General features: G+C 42.8%; 14 protein-coding genes. 7 read left to right on the forward strand and 7 right to left on the reverse strand.

Annotation, left to right across the window (positions count from 1 at the left end):
• Positions 1 to 227 precede the first annotated feature (227 nt).
• On the forward strand, positions 228 to 3,851 hold the full coding sequence (locus V7K41_RS31360) for a response regulator (RefSeq protein WP_334854409.1): 3,624 nt from the start codon (positions 228 to 230) through the stop codon (positions 3,849 to 3,851).
• Positions 3,852 to 4,451: 600 nt separating this feature from the next.
• Here the strand turns inward: V7K41_RS31360 and V7K41_RS31365 are convergent.
• Positions 4,452 to 5,147 (reverse strand): Uma2 family endonuclease, encoded by a 696-nt coding sequence (locus V7K41_RS31365; protein ID WP_334854410.1) that lies wholly within the window; start codon positions 5,145 to 5,147, stop codon positions 4,452 to 4,454.
• A 309-nt stretch (positions 5,148 to 5,456) separates the two neighbouring features.
• A complete protein-coding gene (locus tag V7K41_RS31370; protein WP_334854411.1) occupies positions 5,457 to 6,473 on the reverse strand; it encodes a ribose-phosphate pyrophosphokinase in 1,017 nt (338 codons plus the stop codon).
• 883 nt (positions 6,474 to 7,356) lie between these two features.
• Here V7K41_RS31370 and V7K41_RS31375 point away from each other — a divergent pair.
• The 3 genes from V7K41_RS31375 (at position 7,357) to bioD (ending at position 10,462) form a co-directional block, all read left to right on the forward strand.
• Positions 7,357 to 7,500: a hypothetical protein gene (locus tag V7K41_RS31375; protein WP_334854412.1), complete on the forward strand. Its 144-nt coding sequence runs from the start codon at positions 7,357 to 7,359 to the stop codon at positions 7,498 to 7,500.
• A gap of 518 nt (positions 7,501 to 8,018) precedes the next feature.
• Positions 8,019 to 9,767 carry a protein kinase domain-containing protein gene (locus V7K41_RS31380; protein ID WP_334854413.1) on the forward strand — a complete coding sequence of 583 codons (1,749 nt, stop codon included), beginning with the start codon at positions 8,019 to 8,021 and terminating at the stop codon, positions 9,765 to 9,767.
• Positions 9,767 to 10,462 carry a dethiobiotin synthase gene (gene bioD, locus V7K41_RS31385; protein WP_334854414.1) on the forward strand — a complete coding sequence of 232 codons (696 nt, stop codon included), beginning with the start codon at positions 9,767 to 9,769 and terminating at the stop codon, positions 10,460 to 10,462. The genes V7K41_RS31380 and bioD overlap by 1 nt, the downstream gene beginning before the upstream one ends.
• A gap of 216 nt (positions 10,463 to 10,678) precedes the next feature.
• Here bioD and V7K41_RS31390 read toward each other — a convergent pair whose 3' ends face one another.
• Complete coding sequence (locus tag V7K41_RS31390) at positions 10,679 to 11,575, reverse strand: ATP adenylyltransferase family protein (protein ID WP_334854444.1); 897 nt, start codon at positions 11,573 to 11,575, stop codon at positions 10,679 to 10,681.
• 178 nt (positions 11,576 to 11,753) lie between these two features.
• On the opposite strand from V7K41_RS31390, the gene V7K41_RS31395 reads away from it, so the two are divergent.
• Together V7K41_RS31395 and V7K41_RS31400 are read left to right on the forward strand one after the other, a co-directional pair.
• A complete protein-coding gene (locus tag V7K41_RS31395; RefSeq protein ID WP_334854415.1) occupies positions 11,754 to 13,010 on the forward strand; it encodes an HhoA/HhoB/HtrA family serine endopeptidase in 1,257 nt (418 codons plus the stop codon).
• A gap of 384 nt (positions 13,011 to 13,394) precedes the next feature.
• Positions 13,395 to 14,042 carry a hypothetical protein gene (locus tag V7K41_RS31400; RefSeq protein WP_334854416.1) on the forward strand — a complete coding sequence of 216 codons (648 nt, stop codon included), beginning with the start codon at positions 13,395 to 13,397 and terminating at the stop codon, positions 14,040 to 14,042.
• A gap of 215 nt (positions 14,043 to 14,257) precedes the next feature.
• On the opposite strand, the gene aroF is transcribed toward V7K41_RS31400, so the two are convergent.
• The 4 genes from aroF to V7K41_RS31420 form a co-directional block, all read right to left on the reverse strand.
• Positions 14,258 to 15,316: a 3-deoxy-7-phosphoheptulonate synthase gene (gene aroF / locus V7K41_RS31405; RefSeq protein WP_104905993.1), complete on the reverse strand. Its 1,059-nt coding sequence runs from the start codon at positions 15,314 to 15,316 to the stop codon at positions 14,258 to 14,260.
• Between the two features lie 337 nt (positions 15,317 to 15,653).
• Positions 15,654 to 16,124: a PAM68 family protein gene (locus tag V7K41_RS31410; protein WP_334854417.1), complete on the reverse strand. Its 471-nt coding sequence runs from the start codon at positions 16,122 to 16,124 to the stop codon at positions 15,654 to 15,656.
• A gap of 11 nt (positions 16,125 to 16,135) precedes the next feature.
• On the reverse strand, positions 16,136 to 16,405 hold the full coding sequence (gene rpsO / locus V7K41_RS31415; RefSeq protein ID WP_041565894.1) for a 30S ribosomal protein S15: 270 nt from the start codon (positions 16,403 to 16,405) through the stop codon (positions 16,136 to 16,138).
• 149 nt (positions 16,406 to 16,554) lie between these two features.
• On the reverse strand, positions 16,555 to 16,848 hold the full coding sequence (locus V7K41_RS31420; RefSeq protein WP_334854418.1) for a hypothetical protein: 294 nt from the start codon (positions 16,846 to 16,848) through the stop codon (positions 16,555 to 16,557).
• Between the two features lie 6 nt (positions 16,849 to 16,854).
• On the opposite strand from V7K41_RS31420, the gene V7K41_RS31425 reads away from it, so the two are divergent.
• A complete protein-coding gene (locus tag V7K41_RS31425; RefSeq protein ID WP_334854419.1) occupies positions 16,855 to 17,514 on the forward strand; it encodes a hypothetical protein in 660 nt (219 codons plus the stop codon).
• The last annotated feature ends 156 nt before the right edge of the window (positions 17,515 to 17,670 follow it).

Consider the following 17,670-nt stretch of genomic DNA (forward strand, 5'->3'; position numbering starts at 1 on the left):
CTCCTTTGGGAGAAGGGGTTAGGGGATGAGGGCGTGAGGGATTTACAAAACGCCTGTCTGATATAGTTTTCGGCTGAAGTTGACACCAATGAGCAATGCTGTGCCCCTACGGGTGTACCTCACTCAACCGAGAACCGCTATATGATATGCCCCATTTATTTTGGATAGCCAAAACATAATCAAAATAGTCTTAAAAACAGAAATAAGTTGAATACCTGTTTGGAATAATGTTGAACCATTTGAAGATTGGAACCAAGATTGGAGCAAGTTTTGCCTTGAGTTTGGCAACTCTGGCTACCATTGGTCTAATCTCCTACCAAAGCACCAATCAGCTAATTGAAACTTCGCGCCAAGAAAGCCATACTTACCGGGTGTTAAGTCAGCTTGAAGAACTCAATTTGCAAATGACAAATGCTGAAACAGGGCAACGTGGTTACGTTATTACTGGAGAACAGCGCTATTTAGAACCTTACAACGCTGCCATTCAAGTACTGAATCAAAAAGTTAGGGAACTTCAGAAGTTAACAGCAGATAATCCCAAGCAACAACAACAGCTGGATGTTTTGCAGCCATTAATTACTCAGAAGTTGGACGAACTTCAAGAAACTATCTATTTGCGCCAGAACCAAGGTTTTGAAGCTTCTCAGAAGGTCGTTCTGACAGACCGGGGAAAGCAGCTAATGAGTGAAATCCGCAAAGTTATCCAGACGATGGAACATGAGGAGAATACACTGCTGAAACAGCGCTCTGAAAAGGCACAAGCAGCTGCTCGGCAAACGCTCGCCAGTATTGTCTATAGTATTCCCTTCTTTTCTTTGCTCTTAGCTTTGATCGGATTCGCTCTGACTAGACATATCTCAGTACCGCTGAAGCGAGTTTCTGATTTGGCTCAAAAGCTGGCGGATGGGGATTTATCGGTAAGTTTACCAGATAGCGATCGCCAAGATGAAATTGGTGTGTTGACACGCACCTTCAACCAGATGATCGTTAATCTGCGAAACACAACTCAAAAAAATGAGGAGCAAAACTGGCTAAAATCTAACTTAGCTGAATTTACCCAGATGCTCCAAGGGCAACGAAATCTGGAAAGTGTATCTCGCCTGATCTTGTCGAATTTAGCACCACTGATTGGAGCATCCCACGGCGTTTTTTATTTTATGGACTCAATAGACGACCAGTCGATACTGAAGTTATTGAGTAGTTATGCTTATAAAGAACGTAAAAATCTGGCAAACCAGTTTCGTTTGGGCGAAGGATTGGTGGGACAATGCGCCCTAGAAAAACAAAGAATCCTCCTCACAGAAGTTCCCAGTGACTATATCCGTATCAGTTCTGGTTTGGGAGAAGCACCACCGCTAAATATTATTGTCTTGCCCATACTATTTGAAGTGCAGGTAAATGCTGTAATTGAACTTGCCTCTTTTGGGGCTTTTAGTGAGTTACACCTGACATTTTTAGAGCAATTGAGTGAAAATCTGGGTGTATTTTTAAATAACATCGCCTCACAATTGCAAACCCAGCAACTACTTGAAGAGTCTGTTGCTTTAACAGAAGAATTGCAAACCCAGCAAGAAGAACTACAGCAAAGCAATCAACGTTTAGAAGAACAGGCGCAGGAGTTAGAGGAATCACAATTTCTTGTCAAGCAATCTAACGAAGAATTACAACAATTAAATGAGGAGCTAGAAGAAAAGGCAAAATTGTTAGAAGTTCAAAATCAGGAAGTTGCCCGCAAGAACCAAGAAGTTGAGCGGGCGAGGCAGTCTTTTGAAGAAAAAGCTGAACAATTGGCGTTGTCTTCCAAATATAAGTCAGAATTTCTTGCAAATATGTCCCACGAGCTGCGGACACCGTTAAATAGCCTATTAATTTTAGCAAGGCTACTGGCAGATAACTCTCTTAACAACTTGACCGACAAGCAGGTAGAGTACAGCCGGACTATTTACTCGGCAGGGACTGATTTGCTGGAATTGATCAATGATATTCTAGATTTGGCAAAAATTGAGTCGGGTACTATGTCGCTTGATATTGAGCAAATTGCTCTTGCAGATTTGGAGACATCTCTAGAGCAGACTTTCCGGCAAGTTGCCCACAATAAAGGACTCAGTTTTACTATTGAGCTGGATGAAAAGTTACCACCGACAATTTATAATGACTCCAAACGCCTGCAACAAGTGCTGAAAAATCTCCTAGCTAACGCCTTTAAATTTACAGAACAAGGAGGCGTGAAGTTACAAATATTCCAAGTTGATAATTCCACGATCGCTTTTGCCGTCAGCGACACTGGCATAGGCATTCCACTCGAAAAGCAGAAGATTATTTTCGAGGCATTTCAGCAGGCAGATGGCACTACTAGCCGTAAGTACGGCGGAACTGGCTTGGGCTTGTCTATCAGCCGTGAATTAGCTCAACTGTTGGGAGGAAGAATTGAACTACTCAGCCAGCCAGGACAGGGAAGCACCTTCACCCTTTACTTAACCAGGCGACAGGAAACGAATGGTCAAAATATCACTACACCACCCCTTGAGCCAACCACCTCTATCCGCACAGCATCGACCATAAAAGAAGTGCCAATAGTGGAAAACAGACCCACAACTGTGGATATCTCTCCATCCGTGAAAGTGCTTCCCAGCTTACCCAACGATATTCCAGACGATCGGGAAATAATTCAACCGGGCGATCGCATTCTGCTAATTATCGAAGATGACGATAAGTTCGCCCGCATCTTACTAGATATGGCACGTCAGCAAGGCTTTAAAACTATTGTTGCTTTACAGAGCAAACAAGGTCTAGCATTAGCAGAACAGTTTAAGCCCAATGCGATTATGCTAGATATCCACATGCCAGAGATGGATGGTTGGACGGTGCTGGATCGTCTGAAGCATAAACCAGATACCAGACATATACCAGTACACATACTTTCTGTTGATGAAAGACAACAACGGGGATTACAGCTAGGAGCGATTACCTATTTACAAAAACCCGTGTCTCCAGAAGCGCTAACTCAGGTATTGACTGAGATTAAAGGCTTTATTGAGCGTCAAGTAAAAAATCTCCTAATTGTAGAAGATGACCCCGTACAAGCCCAAAGCATTATCGAACTGATTGGTAACGGCGATGTCCAGAGTACAGCAGTAGGTACGGGGGCAGAAGCCCTCTCGATTTTGCGATCGCATCACTTTGATTGTATGGTACTGGATCTCGGTCTGCCCGATATGAGCGGGTTTGCCCTAATTGAGCAGATAAAACTTGAACCTAAGCTTTTGAAACTGCCGATAATTGTTTACACCGGTAAAGAACTCAGCCGACAGCAAGAAACCCAGCTGCGGGGACTTGCAGAGACAATTATTATTAAAAATGTGCGATCGCCAGAGCGGTTGTTAGACGAAACCGCCCTATTTTTGCATCGGGTGCAAGCAAATTTGCCCACACCAAAGCGGCAAATGCTAGAGCAACTACATCAAACTGATCCGGTGCTGACTAATCGGAAAATTTTGATTGTAGATGATGACCTCCGAAATATTTTTGCCCTGACCAGCTTTTTAGAAAGCTATCAAATGCAAGTGCTGTTTGCGGAAAATGGCAGAGATGGCATAGAGAGACTGCAAGCTAATCCTGAGATTAATATAGTATTGATGGATATCATGATGCCGGAAATGGATGGTTACGAAACCACCCGCGCCATCCGCCAGCTACAACAGTTTCGCTCACTACCAATCATTGCTTTAACTGCCAAAGCCATGCCAGGTGACAAAGAAAAGTGCATTGAAGCTGGGGCTTCTGACTACATCACCAAACCTGTAGATACTGAGCAACTGCTTTCACTACTCCGGGTTTGGCTGTATCGGTAAGAAGTCATCTTTTTTATTAGCCTTTTCCAAGAGGGCTTTTCCATACTCATTACATTCTAAAGAATCCTCAAAAACAGGAACTCCCATTTTTTCAAGATACCTTATGTATATTCCATTAAGTTGATCGTCTTCAACTAAAAATGTAACAATTTTATTGTCATACGATAAATAATATATTATCCCAATGTTTAATTTTGGTGTACCCCAAATATATAGCGGTTCCCATTCAGATGCAGTACAACATTAGATCACGAGTGTAGGGGGACGGCAGTGCCCATACGTGTCAACTTAAGCCGAAAACTACTATATCAGACAGGCGTTTTGTAAATCCCTCACGCCCTCATCCCCTAACCCCTTCTCCCAAGGGAGAAGGGGTTAGGGGATGAGGGTTCCCCTCTCTCTTGGGAGAGGGGCTGGGGGTGAGGGCAAAATGCTTCACCAAGCGGGTTTAGCGTTAAGTTGACACCAATGGGCAGTGCCGTGCCCCTACGGGTGTACCTTACTTCATCATTTTCCTGATTCGTGCAACAAAGCTTTTCTATAACTTTTTCAGGAACATATAGGACTCCTATTTGATTTTTGAAAAAACTCAGTACATATCTATTGCCTATTTCCCATATTCTCATTCAACTTTTGCATAAATTCTTGATGTTCAATGGCAGCTAAACCTACTTGTAATACAGATAACACTGTTGCCATTTCTCCTGACAGTAAGGCAGGTACCGCTAACCACAACCCCGGAAACGTCTGACTCCGAATAATTCCCTGCTCATCGGTTGGTAGCGAAACATACTCGTCTGCTTGCAGCCTAAACCAATCTAACTGATTATCTAATGTTCGCCAGACAATATACTCCTGTACTCCATTCCGCCGATATGTGCGTTTTTTATCATGTAAATCGATGGCTGCACTGCTTGCTGCCACTTCTATTACCAGTTCGGGTGCGCCTTGGATATAATCATCTTCACTAATCAATGCCTGTCTGCCTGGAATGAATAGTACCGCGTCAGGCTGCGGTTCATTATCCGGATCTAAACGCACTGTGGGTTCAATTCCCAGAACAACGCCAGGGGTGGCAGTTTTATAGTTCCACAACCACCCGATTAAGTCGCCATGTGGTTCTCCATGACTTTTAATTCTCAGTGGCGATGCCATGATATACACAACTCCCTCAACCAGTTCAGCTTTTCTTAAATGCGGCATTGCTTGATAGCGCCGCTCAAATTCGCAGCGAGATAAGCGATCGCCATTTTCCAAAGGTAAAACTGAAATCACTTTTTTAGGAGTTGCAACCATCCTTTTGTCCTCTTTACCCAAATTGTCCAAACTGAATCAAAGTATTCTAATTTGGCAGTGCTGCATCCATTTTACTACCGCACATGAAAAAGCTCTTGTGCAGCGATTAGGGGTGCTTTCGCCCACAAGGAATGTTAGTGTTGGCGTAATATAGCAGGAGGCAGGAGGTAAAAGTATTACTATTCCTAGCTTTCATGCTTTCAAAATGTCCTAACCTGTGTGACTAGGGCTATAACTAAAAGCAAAAGCCCACACTGCACCCGATCAAGGGGTCAATGTGGGTAATTTATCCCTGTAACGGGAATGTAGTTAGCGGAACATACTACTAACTGAAGTATCTTCATGAATTCGCCAGATAGTTTCTCCCAACAGATTAGCTACTGAAAGCACCACTAGTTGTGGAAAACGATTGTTTTCTGGTATCGGAATGGTATTGGTGACAATGACTTCTTCAAACAAGCCACTGGACAACCGCTCCATCGCTGGTGGAGAGAATACCGCATGAGTTGCACAGGCATATACCTGACGCGCTCCTTCTTCACGCAGTAATCGCGCTCCTTCTGCGATCGTTCCCCCAGTGTCGATCATGTCGTCCACCAACACTGCCGTTTTGCCTTTGACATCGCCAATGACATTTAACACTTCTGCAACATTATGTGCCTGACGACGCTTGTCAATAATCGCCAATGGAGCATCACCCAATTTTTTTGCAAATGCTCTAGCTCGTGCTACACCACCAACATCGGGAGAAACAACTACCAAGTCTGGCAGCTGTTTGCTGGCTAGATAATCCAGTAATACTGGTGAACCATAAACATGGTCAAAGGGTATATCGAAATAGCCTTGAATCTGAGCCGAGTGTAAATCCATTGCGAGAACGCGGTTGGCACCGGCTTCGACGATCAAGTTAGCAACCAGCTTGGCGGTTATTGACTCTCGTCCCGCTGTTTTGCGATCGGCACGAGCATAGCCATAGTAGGGAATTACTGCCGTTACCTGTCGTGCAGAAGCTCGACGACAGGCGTCAACCATAATTAATAATTCCATCAAATGATCGTTTACGGGTTGACAACATGGCTGGATTAAATAGACATCACAACCCCGAATCGATTCTTGGATTTGAACGTAAAGTTCTCCATCCGCAAATCTTTTGCGAATCATTGGCCCCAAGTCCATGCCCAGGTAACGAGCGACTTCTTGAGACAGTTGTAAATTGGCAGAGCCAGAAAACAGCCGCAGGCGATGATTATCGTTCAGTCCTGTTGCAGATGGTTGCACTTTGAAAGTTGCAGAACTGAGCACAGCAGATCCTCTATGTGCATTCATAGCAATATTATCATTAGAGATTTAATAGATTTAACCAAGAAATAGCCTAAAAAAACATCTGTAAGCTTTGTTGAAGCTTCCATACAAAATTTAAACATTTTTGCATAAATTTATTATTCGCTAATTATCTAGTCTTCTTGGCAAACAAGCTATTGATAGCTTAACTGACATCAAGTCCATCCACTAAGTAGGTGGGCGTAAATAATTATCGTTAAGATAAGGCAGGGGGCAGGGGGCAGGGAGCAGGGGGAAAAAGGGTGCCTTATTTACTTTTCTTCAGACAGCTCGGTTTTATTCTGCCCACTTATTTAGGTCTGTAGTTCAATTTTTTGGTTGAGGTAAATAACCCTAATTGCTTAAACATTATTGCTGTGGTGGGTTCTTCTAATTACCTCATTGATAGCTGATAGTAAAGCATTGACAACTTTAGTGATATTAAAGAGTTTGTCCTCACACAGTATAGCACCTCTTTCTAAGTAAGTTGATGGTAGCTTATTACTCTAAAGTCTACGCATTGACAAAAACGACAATTATAGAGCCTAGAAAACGCTAACTATGGACAAAATTTATCCACGCACTAGCAAGTTTTTAGATAAAGTTTGAATAAAGATTAAATAAAGATTAAATAAAGAGATTTTTTTTATCCTAAAACATTACTTAACAAAAGTAATTATACTTAAACAATTTATTGTAAATATTTTTACTTAAAAGTTTTTGGTTAAATATAGAAAAATTGTTCAATATCAATAAATATCCTAGATGTTGAATCTGTCCGCGAACATCCTGTCAACTGTAAGCTACCAATCACCGCTGAATTAGTTAGTACCCATATTGCTGCTGGGATAAAATTAATACTGTTGGGTATGCTCTGATTCTTGGGTGGTTGCGATCGCTCTACTTGGGTGCAGCAATAACTGCATCCGTCCTGCGACTCAAACGGATGAGAATTTTGGATCTTGGGGCGATCGCCGATCAAATAAATTTGGTAAATAGCCCAATGGCAGAATTTTTAGAACTTTGCAGATGAAAATTGTAAAATTTTTTTGATGAAGTGACCCAAATTAGAGATCACAGAGTAGCACCATAGACTTCCACAAAGTATCCATACACTAGCTCAAATGAAAATTGACAAAATCAAGATTTGTAATGCGAAAGGAATCATTCTTGATTTAGATAACACTATTTTTTCTAAAGACGATCGCTAACCATTTTATTGTGCAGAAGCTTGGCTTACACAAGCACAGTTAGCCAGATTGCAATTTTTTATTTTTCCACAGGATTGATTGAAAAAGAGATGAGTTATTTGTATAACTTGGATTCTCAAGTTAATTTTGCGTATTTCAAAATCTATCATTTTCCCAGGAAGAGAAATTGAATTGAGGATTGGGGACTTTGGAGTTATGCAGTAGGAAACAACCTTGCTCTGGTGAGGTGTACTTGTTGAGTATAGTAGAATATTGCCGCAGGTAACTGTCCGTCGCCTCTTGGACTTAATCTTTGTGGGTGACTTCCTCCTCAGTTGCTACTACACTCAATCAATCGATCATGCAACCACCGATTACAATTGGCACTGTCTTGCAAAACCGTTACCGCATAATTCAAATTCTCGGACAAGGAGGATTTGGTAGAACCTATCTGGCAGAAGACCAGAGGCGCTTTAACGAACTTTGCGCGATCAAGGAATTGAATTCAACAGCAAGGTCGGCTTTAAATTGGGAGAGGGCACAAGAGCTTTTTCATCGAGAAGCTGCCATTTTATATCAAATCGAACACCCACAAGTGCCGAAATTCCGGGAAAGATTTGAGCAAGACCAACGCTTATTTTTGGTGGAGGACTACGTTGCAGGTCAGACGTACCGAACTCTGCTGGCTGAACGTCAAGCTGTGGGTAAAACTTTCACAGAGGCTGAAGTATTGCAGCTGATACAAATGTTGTTGCCTGTTTTAGAGCATATTCACAGTCGAGGGATTATTCACCGGGATATCTCGCCAGAAAATATTATTTTGCGAGATAGTGACGCTAAACCTGTATTAATTGACTTTGGAGTGGTAAAGGAACTGGCAACACGTTTACAATCGCCAGATAATCCGCTACCGGAAACCACCGTGGGAAAATTAGGCTACTCTCCTAGCGAACAAATGCAAACAGGGGGAGCTTATCCTAGTAGTGATTTGTATGCATTAGCAGTAAGCGCGATTGTTTTGCTGACTGGTAAAGAACCAAAGGATCTATTCGATCAAAACCAACTAACTTGGAATTGGCAACGGTGGGTAAAAGTGAACCCACGATTTGCCCAGGTTTTGAATCGAATGTTGAATCATATACCGAGCGATCGCTATCAAAGTGCTGCTAGTGTCTCTCAGGCACTACAACCTTTACCAGAAGTCAGTCTTCCTAATGTAAATGTGTCTAACTTGCAGACAATGGCAGTTAGTCGCCGTCCTGACTTAGTAGCACCAGCAGCTTCGCCCAAAAAACCCGATCCTGTGATTCCACTAAGTCCCACTAACTCAGTTTTGGATAATCCGTTAGCGATCGCCGCAATTGCGATTACTGTAGTGATCGTAGCAGGATTTGGTTCTTGGGCACTAGTCAGTTCCATCCGCAGTCAGTCAAAAACATCAGATGAGACGCTTCCACAAAATTTCCCTTCACCAGTAATTTCTAGTGGTACTACATTCACACCGACACCAACACTGACACCGACACCTATACCCACACTCACACCAACACTGACACTAACACCAACACCCACACCTACTAACGATCGACCTGTTGTATCTACTAAGCGCTTCAAGCTTACAGCATCTAACCCAACCACGGTTGAAGGTACTCTCAAAGCAAATCAAATCATCCAGTACAGCTTTTTTGGGCGAGAAGGTGCTAAATTAAACACGTTTATTGACCCAGGAAGCAGCATTCTACTAACAGTCTTAAGTCCCAATGGACAAGCAATTGAGAATACTGCCCAACAAGTCACATTTTATCAAGGCACATTGTTGGTTACTGGTAGATATACTATTGAGTTAACTCTGCTTTCAGGAGTTGCCGAAAGCAATTACAATCTCAATGTTGCATTAGAAAAACCAGTCAAACCAACACCGACAGAAGCACCTTTGCCAATTCCCACAGAAGCACCCTTGCCAACTCCCACAGAGACACCTTTGCCAATTCCCACAGAGACACCTTTGCCATTTCCCACAGAGACACCCTTGCCAATTCCGACCATTACTGAAGCGCCGACTTTGCCGCCGACTGATGGAACACAACCATTTTCTGGCCAAAGAAATTAATGTTAAACACACTACTGATTACTGGAACTGATACGGAAGCTGGTAAAACTGTTTTAACAACAGCGTTAGCAGCTTATTGGCAAAAATATTACCCGCAGCATCGCTGGGGAATCATGAAACCGATTCAATCGGGGACTGGCGATCGCGAGTGGTATCAAAAGCTATTTGTGCTAGAACAATCTGCTGAAGAAATTACACCTTTATACTTTCAAGCACCTCTTGCTCCTCCCATAGCAGCAGCACGGGAAAATCGCCGAGTAGATTTAGCACTTGTGTGGCAAGCTTTGTTTAAGTTGCGATCGCAGCGTGATTTTGTGCTTATAGAAGCCTTGGGAGGGTTAGGTTCGCCAATAACCGAGGAATTAACGGTAGCTGATTTAGCGGGGGAATGGCGTTTACCAACAGTATTGGTAGTACCAGTGAGATTGGGTGCGATCGCTCAAGCAGTAGCGAATGTGGCATTAGCTAGACAATCGCGCGTCAATCTCAAAGGTATTGTTCTGAACTGCGTACAACCCCGAACGGATGCAGAAATAGCCGACTGGACACCATATCAATTGATTCAATCACTCACTAATACGCCAGTTTTAGGCTGTTTACCCTATCTAGATAACTTGACTGATTTAGATAAACTTGCTCAAATAGCATCAGATTTAGATTGGGAAACACTAACACTTGAGAATGATTTAAATTGACATTACCGAAGGGAGGCAGGGGGCAGGGGGCAGGAGGCAGGGGGCAGGAGGCAGGGGGCAGGGGGCAGGGGGCAGGGGGCAGGGGGCAGGGGGCAGGGGGCAGGGGGCAGGGGGCAGGGGGCAGGGGGCAGGCAGTAAAACTTTTTATGTCTGATTTTAAGTTCTGCACTTTGTACTTCATTTACTTGAAAACTGCTGTATATCCCACTAACTCAATTAGGATACAGCAACATTTTTGAGGATAGTCATCGGCCCTTGGGTTTTAAGAATCTCCATTTCTGCTGCATTTCGCACCAACAGCGCACCAGCGAATCCTAATGAATTTACAGATATAGATTGGAAATGCCCCTGCGATCGCGGTACGATCAACATCCATTCTCGTGTCGCTAGCAGATTGTAAGCACCAGATTGCTTTGTATCTAAACCTACAGCGTGACGCAAAGTGCGATAAATTTCCAGTGTTGCTTGGGCCCCTGCGAATGGCGATCGCACCCAATTAGAATTTAGTGATGCGAAAGCATGTACAAAAGGAAGTTTTGCTAAAGTTGCGTTCGAGTTCTGAAATTGTGCTGATGTTAGCAAAGCTTCAATCGGTATTTGCAGCCCTGAAGGGGCAAGTGGTAGGGGTACTAATTGTAAGTGCTTGTGTCGCTGACTTGCACCTGCGGTTTTGCTACTGTTGTAAAATGCTAAACCATCGAAATCAGCCAAACACGCCCACATAGCCGTAAAATCTTCTAGGGTGAGTAAGCTTTCTTGTTCCTCGAAACCACGAGTGATGATTAGCAGATGATAATCAACAACATTGAATTTATTTAAAATACATACATGGGTATCGGAGATATCCGCCACAAATAAATCCTCTTCGTAGGGCAAAAAAGGATTAAACTCTTCACCAGAAGTAGCAGATTGTTTTTCCTGTTTCTTCTTAGCTGCTTTTTTGCGATTCAGGTTAGACAAAATCCGCACTAAAAAGCGCACACCATCCTGTTCAACAAATTCAAATTCTGTCGGAATCGAGAGTAGCGCCCCGCATTGCAAAGCATATTCAGTCCGTTCTTTAACACTTGTCCATAAAGTGCCAGGTTTAAGTAAGATTTTCCCCTGTGCCATTTTTATTCCTTCAGGCATAGTAAAGAGTACGCAGTGATGTACGTCTCTACGAATGACTATATTCCAATACGGTTCAACAAAATACCAAAGCTTTCACAACAATGCAATACCTCCGCAACAAAACTGTCACAAATCATATCTACATTAGTAATACATCTAAATATCCTTCCAGACAGCAATGCAAAACCAATCTCGCGACAGAGAACACCCATCAAATAGCATTTCACATAACACTGCTGATGCCAAATATCATAAACCCTGGAGAAAGGCTGCCGCCTCTCTATCGCTGGTGCTGCTGGGATCGGGTATGACATTGGCAGGCGGCTATATGGCTGGACACTCTCAGCAGGTGTCTAAAAATGCATCTAATTTGGCAATAAGTCAAGTAAATGCTGCTCCTCCATTACCAGCAGCCACAGATCCTAACTTTGTTACCCGAGTGGTGCAAAAGGTAGGACCCGCTGTGGTGCGAATTGACTCTTCCCGAACCGTAAAAACCCAGATACCAGATGAATTTAACGATCCATTTTTCCAACGATTTTTTGGCTCTCAAATGCCAGAACAACAGGATCGCGTAGAACGTGGTACTGGTTCAGGTTTTATTATTAGTGCTGATGGTCGTATTCTTACCAACGCCCACGTAGTTGATGGTGCTGATACCGTAACAGTAACACTCAAGGATGGGCGTAGCTTTAAAGGTAAAGTGTTAGGAAAAGACGAGTTGACCGATGTTGCTGTTGTCAAGATTCAGGCAGATAATCTCCCGTTAGTAGCCTTGGGTAACTCAGATCAACTACAACCCGGAGAATGGGCGATCGCGATCGGCAACCCCCTTGGATTAGATAATACAGTAACTACCGGAATCATCAGTGCCACTGGACGCAGTAGCAATCTAATCGGCGCTCCTGATAAACGAGTAGAGTATATTCAAACCGACGCCGCAATTAATCCCGGTAACTCTGGCGGGCCTTTGCTAAATTCTCGTGGCGAGGTAATTGCCATGAATACAGCCATTATTCAAGGTGCACAAGGATTAGGCTTTGCTATTCCTATCAACACAGCACAACACGTTTCCAGTCAACTAATAGCTACAGGTAAAGTAGAACATCCTTACCTGGGAATTCAGATGGTAGGGTTAACACCTCAGCTAAAACAAAATATCAACTCAGATCCCAATAGCGGTTTGAGTGTGAATGAAGATAAAGGTGTATTAGTTATAAAAGTTATACCAAATTCACCAGCTGCGAAAGCAGGGATACGTGCTGGTGATGTAATCCAAACGCTTGGTGGTCAAGCAGTCACAGATGCCAGCAGTGTCCAAAAGGCAGTAGAAAACAGCCAAGTCGGAAGCGATTTACGTATGGAATTACGTCGCAATGGGCAGAATATTAACATAGCTGTACAACCTGGTGCTTTCCCCACCCAAGTGCAATAATCGCTATGGTAAGCCGTTTTGAGCGATTTTTGAGTAGTAAATGAGTAGTCTTAAAAATCTGCGGCTTTTGACCAAATTCAAGAAAACAAAAAAGCTGACAATAAAGCCGTCCTGTCATTGGTAGGACGGCTTTATTTATCGGTATACATTCAACGACGGGCGATCACGGTGTCTGCGTGCATCATCAATGAGCGTGAAACAAATATGGGGATTCTTCTGATGTCTTCACCTAGAGATTTCCCCTATTTGTAGAGTTGTACTACCAATTCAAAATTGATTATGCAGCTTACGCTCATCCTTCAGCTACAGATTGCTTTATTTGTTGTATTCCTCTTGCTGGTTATATGCATCATCAAGATTTTGCTTCAGAGGAAAGCTTTGTATGTGTACCAACAATCCACAGAACTGTTTAAGCAGTCCGTAGACCAATACCAAAAATCTGTAGAGCTTTTCAGACAAGCTATAGATGAGTACGAATTCCTACTTAAGGAACATGGAATAGATACATCAAAACTAAAAGCTAAAGCTCCCCAGCAATCAATATCTCCACCACCTTCCCAATTCAAAGTAACTCAGGAAGAAATAGACATTAACAACAAGTATCTGCACAGTGAATTAATTGCTCTAACCAACAACATAAATACAGCGAATCAATTACTAGTAAAACAGCGCCAATTGTACCCAGGTAAATCTGAAAACTGGGTTTTGAAACAGGTTATTAGTGACTTTAAGTTCAAAAATTCACAGGAAAAATTATGTTCAAAAACACCACAAATGCAAAGTGAAATTTCTCTGTCTCCACCCTTAGATACGCCATTACCAGACCTGAAAAAAATGAAGAGGCAGCCTAGTAAACCAAAAGCAGTGCCCAAAAATAATCCACTGTACAAAGAACTTCTTAGTTTACTCAGTGGCAATGAAGAAATTGCCACTCGGTTGATTACACGTCAGCAACAATTAAATCCAGATAAATTAGAGAACTGGATTTTGGAAAAAGTTGTTGGCGACATAAAACGCGATCGGCGTGTTTGACAAACCTAAGCGATCGCGCGCAATAAAATCTTAGTTTGTAATGAGCAATTTATCGCTTCTTCAGATTTATTAGTAGGACTTACGCAAAATATCTCTCAAACTCTGATTTCTCTGTGTCCTCTGCGCCTCTGCGGTTCGTTATTCCGTAACTCGTGCGTAAGTCCTAACTACAAACTTAAATTTATTTATGCCTAGCAATAAGTTGCAACTGAATTCTAAGCTAGAGCCACTGCTGGTTGCTGCCAGCGTCCCACCGCCTTACCAATTACTGCCAATTCTTGCATCAAGTTATCAAAACGGTCTGGTGTCAGAGATTGGGGTCCGTCCGATAAAGCTTTAGCAGGATTAGGGTGAACCTCTATCATCAGGGAATCTGTGCCAGCTGCGATCGCAGCCATTGCCATTGAAGGCACAAACTCAGACCAACCTACGCCGTGGCTGGGGTCAATCATAATTGGCAGGTGAGTCAGCTTTCGCAACACGGGCACTACTGATAAATCCAGTGTATTTCGCGTATACTGACGGTCAAAGGTGCGTATTCCTCTTTCACACAAAATTACATTGGGATTACCAGATGCCAGAATATACTCTGCTGCCATCAACCAATCTTCAATAGTAGCAGCCATTCCCCGCTTCAACAGAACTGGTTTCGGCTGCGCTCCCACTTTTTTGAGCAAAGAGAAATTTTGCATATTTCTTGCCCCCACCTGAATCACGTCAGCAACTTCGGCAATTTTATCCAGGTCTACGGCATCCATCACTTCTGTAATAATACCTAGTCCGCTAACTTCCCGCGCTCTCGCCAACAAATCCAAAGCACTCTCGCCGTGTCCTTGGAAGGCATAAGGTGAAGTCCGGGGTTTGTATGCCCCTCCGCGCAAAAATGTGGCTCCAGCTGCCTTGACGCGCCGCGCCGTTTCCACAATCATTTCTTCATTTTCTACGGAGCAGGGGCCAGCAACGACTACCAAAGGCTGATGTTCGCCAAATACTACTGCTCCATCAGGAGTATTAACCACCACTTCCGAAGCTTCGCCGTGGCGGTACTGACGGCTAGCTCGTTTGTAAGGCTGCTCTACCCGTAACACCTGCTCAATCCAGGGGCTAAGTTCCTGAATTTGTAGTGGGTCTAAGCTGGCGGTTTCACCTACTAGACCAATAACTACTTTGTGTTGACCAACAATTTTTTCTGGAGTTAGCCCCCAGCTAGTTAGTTCCTCATCAATGCGGTTTATTTCCGCCTCTGGAGAACCACTTTTCATTACTATAATCATCTGAAAGTTCCTGATTAATTAATTGAGTAAAATTTTCTGTAAATAGGCTAACTTTATTGTTGCCTATTGGCCTAATTACAAATAGTTAAAAATAAAATTTGTTTACAAAATAAATAGACAAAATGTAGCGCTCAGTCAGTATTTTTACTACTAAGTAACTAAATGTGGGGTATAAAAAAGATTATAAAATTTTAATTAGCAATGTTGAAGTTATAAAATTTCAACTTCAACATTCACTGGTTCGGCACTTCCTTCAAGTCGGGAAACCCGCCCAACGGAGTGCCTCACTTCTTGATTTACCCAATACCACAGTTACTTAATACCTGAGCGCCGTTCATTATAAGTTTTTTTGCCGAGTTTCGCGCCAAGCTGCCACCATTCGTCCCCAATTGGTGTTGAACTCACCCAAACCCAGCAAGCTTCCGACTTTTTCTTCATCCCAAGAGGCAGAGAGAACGCCATAAGTTATCCCTAATACCCCTAAACCAAATAATCCCATGTTCACCAATAACACGGCGATGGGAGGTAGTCGGATGTCGGAGTAGATAGCAAGCAGATAGCTCACAACCAAAGCGCTAATGCCCAAAGCTGTTGGTACACCAGAGAACCCAGCTACCCGTCGGATCATCCGTTGGCTGACTACTTGGGGAATTGCCATCTCTTGTTTGGTGTAAACCACTTTTTTATCAGCCTGTTTGGCAGATTCTTGGGGCTGTGCTGCTGGTTTACTTGGAGTTTTTGCGGGTTTTTGGCGCTTTTTGTTCGGTTCAAAGGGCAAACGACTGCGTTCAGATTCTTCAGCAGACATAAGCGGTAGTCCTATCCACGAATACCGAGACGAGCAATCAAAGCTTGATATTTTTCCCGGCTTTCTTGCGATATATAAGCTAGAAGACGCTTGCGCTGGCCGATTAGCTTCAACAGTCCCCGCCGGGAAGAATGGTCTTTTTTATTTGCTTGGAGATGTTCGCTGAGGCGGTTAATGCGCTCAGTTAGCATAGCAACTTGGACATCGGCCGAGCCAGTGTCAGTTTCGTGAACTTGGTAGTTGGAAATTATTTCTTGTTTCCGCAATTGCGTGAGGGCCATGATCGATTCAGTTTCTAGTTTTTCTAAATGTATGCAGCAGTCTCCTATAATATCACAGCCCTCAAGCTAGGATGTGGAATGACCCGTGGAGTAATATTTGTATTTCTTGATACTAAACCGTTAGAAGCTAACTCTCAGTATAATTAGTTTTAATCTTTAATAGGGGACTTCCAGAAAATAAATTCTGCCATTAAAATAATGATAATCATTTTAATGAAGGTTGTGAAGGAGCTGCCGACGGCAGCCCCTTCACACCCCTTTTGTAGTAATTTAAATAATGACTGATTTTTGAGTATGGTGTGAGCAAGTAATAGAGTGTGAGCAGCATGAACTTCCAGCAATTTGCTAAACAAGGTTACTTGATCCTGAGACAAAACTATCTTGACACAACCTTGGAATCCACTGAACTGGAGAGGTTTCACCAAAATATAGTCTTCTTCCATAAAGCAATGAGGAAGTTTTTTGAGCAACCAATCCAAGAAAGACTTTTGTTTAAATCCGATCAACCTAAAGATTTAAGAGTATCAGGGTATCGTTGTGGCTATTGGCCTAAAAGCGTATATCAGGATAAATATGAAGGCAAAAATTTTCCACTTGAGTACTATCACTCCCGAAATTTCTCTTCCAGTGAACACGATAACTTCTTGATTCCTGAAAATGGATTAGAGCCTAGCTGGAAAGATAGCGTTGATGAATTGCCTCATGGACAAGGCTATGAAATAGCTGGGTTTATAGATAGCCATATCCTTAAACCACTTCTGGAAAACTTAATTATCTATTTACAACCTAACTTGCTGCCATCCCTGATTCTTCAGGTTGGATCGACATATTATCGAGAGCGGGTAGTGCTAAATATACATCGGGACAAAGGCTTTCTCCAAATTATTGTTGGACCTGCATCGGGGTTAAGAATTCAACCTAGTAATAGTGCTAACCCTCAACCATTAACTCTTGATATTGGAGAAATACTTATTTATACAGGTTTTCAGTTTCAGGAGTATTTTGGGGGAGTTCCTGCTCTTGCGAAGGTTGAACCCCTTTTGCATGAAGTTATAGCTAGTGAAGACAAAAGAATGAGTATTGTAGCTGCGGCCTTCTTGAAGATATGACGATCGCTACCCCTATGCATAGTCTGACTTTTCACGGGAAGTCCTCAAGCTTTGAAAAAGCATGGCTTTTTCCACAGGCTAATTTTCAATAGTCCTAAATTAATGAAAATAGCTGAGGAAAAAATCAGGACTTGGGAAACCCTCAAAATGACATTT

The organism is Nostoc sp. (assembly GCF_036917415.1).
In the GTDB taxonomy this organism is placed as follows: domain Bacteria; phylum Cyanobacteriota; class Cyanobacteriia; order Cyanobacteriales; family Nostocaceae; genus Nostoc.

What these genes read in the sequence shown, in the direction of transcription:
- V7K41_RS31360 (WP_334854409.1), top strand. Translation starts at nt 228, where the DNA reads ATGTTGAACCATTTGAAGATTGGAACCAAGATTGGAGCAAGTTTTGCC.
- V7K41_RS31410 (WP_334854417.1), bottom strand. Translation starts at nt 16,124, where the DNA reads ATGTCTGCTGAAGAATCTGAACGCAGTCGTTTGCCCTTTGAACCGAAC.
- V7K41_RS31390 (WP_334854444.1), bottom strand. Translation starts at nt 11,575, where the DNA reads ATGGCACAGGGGAAAATCTTACTTAAACCTGGCACTTTATGGACAAGT.
- bioD (WP_334854414.1), top strand. Translation starts at nt 9,767, where the DNA reads ATGTTAAACACACTACTGATTACTGGAACTGATACGGAAGCTGGTAAA.
- V7K41_RS31395 (WP_334854415.1), top strand. Translation starts at nt 11,754, where the DNA reads ATGCAAAACCAATCTCGCGACAGAGAACACCCATCAAATAGCATTTCA.
- V7K41_RS31380 (WP_334854413.1), top strand. Translation starts at nt 8,019, where the DNA reads ATGCAACCACCGATTACAATTGGCACTGTCTTGCAAAACCGTTACCGC.
- V7K41_RS31420 (WP_334854418.1), bottom strand. Translation starts at nt 16,848, where the DNA reads ATGGAAGAAGACTATATTTTGGTGAAACCTCTCCAGTTCAGTGGATTC.
- V7K41_RS31365 (WP_334854410.1), bottom strand. Translation starts at nt 5,147, where the DNA reads ATGGTTGCAACTCCTAAAAAAGTGATTTCAGTTTTACCTTTGGAAAAT.
- V7K41_RS31370 (WP_334854411.1), bottom strand. Translation starts at nt 6,473, where the DNA reads ATGAATGCACATAGAGGATCTGCTGTGCTCAGTTCTGCAACTTTCAAA.
- V7K41_RS31425 (WP_334854419.1), top strand. Translation starts at nt 16,855, where the DNA reads ATGAGGAAGTTTTTTGAGCAACCAATCCAAGAAAGACTTTTGTTTAAA.
- rpsO (WP_041565894.1), bottom strand. Translation starts at nt 16,405, where the DNA reads ATGGCCCTCACGCAATTGCGGAAACAAGAAATAATTTCCAACTACCAA.
- aroF (WP_104905993.1), bottom strand. Translation starts at nt 15,316, where the DNA reads ATGATTATAGTAATGAAAAGTGGTTCTCCAGAGGCGGAAATAAACCGC.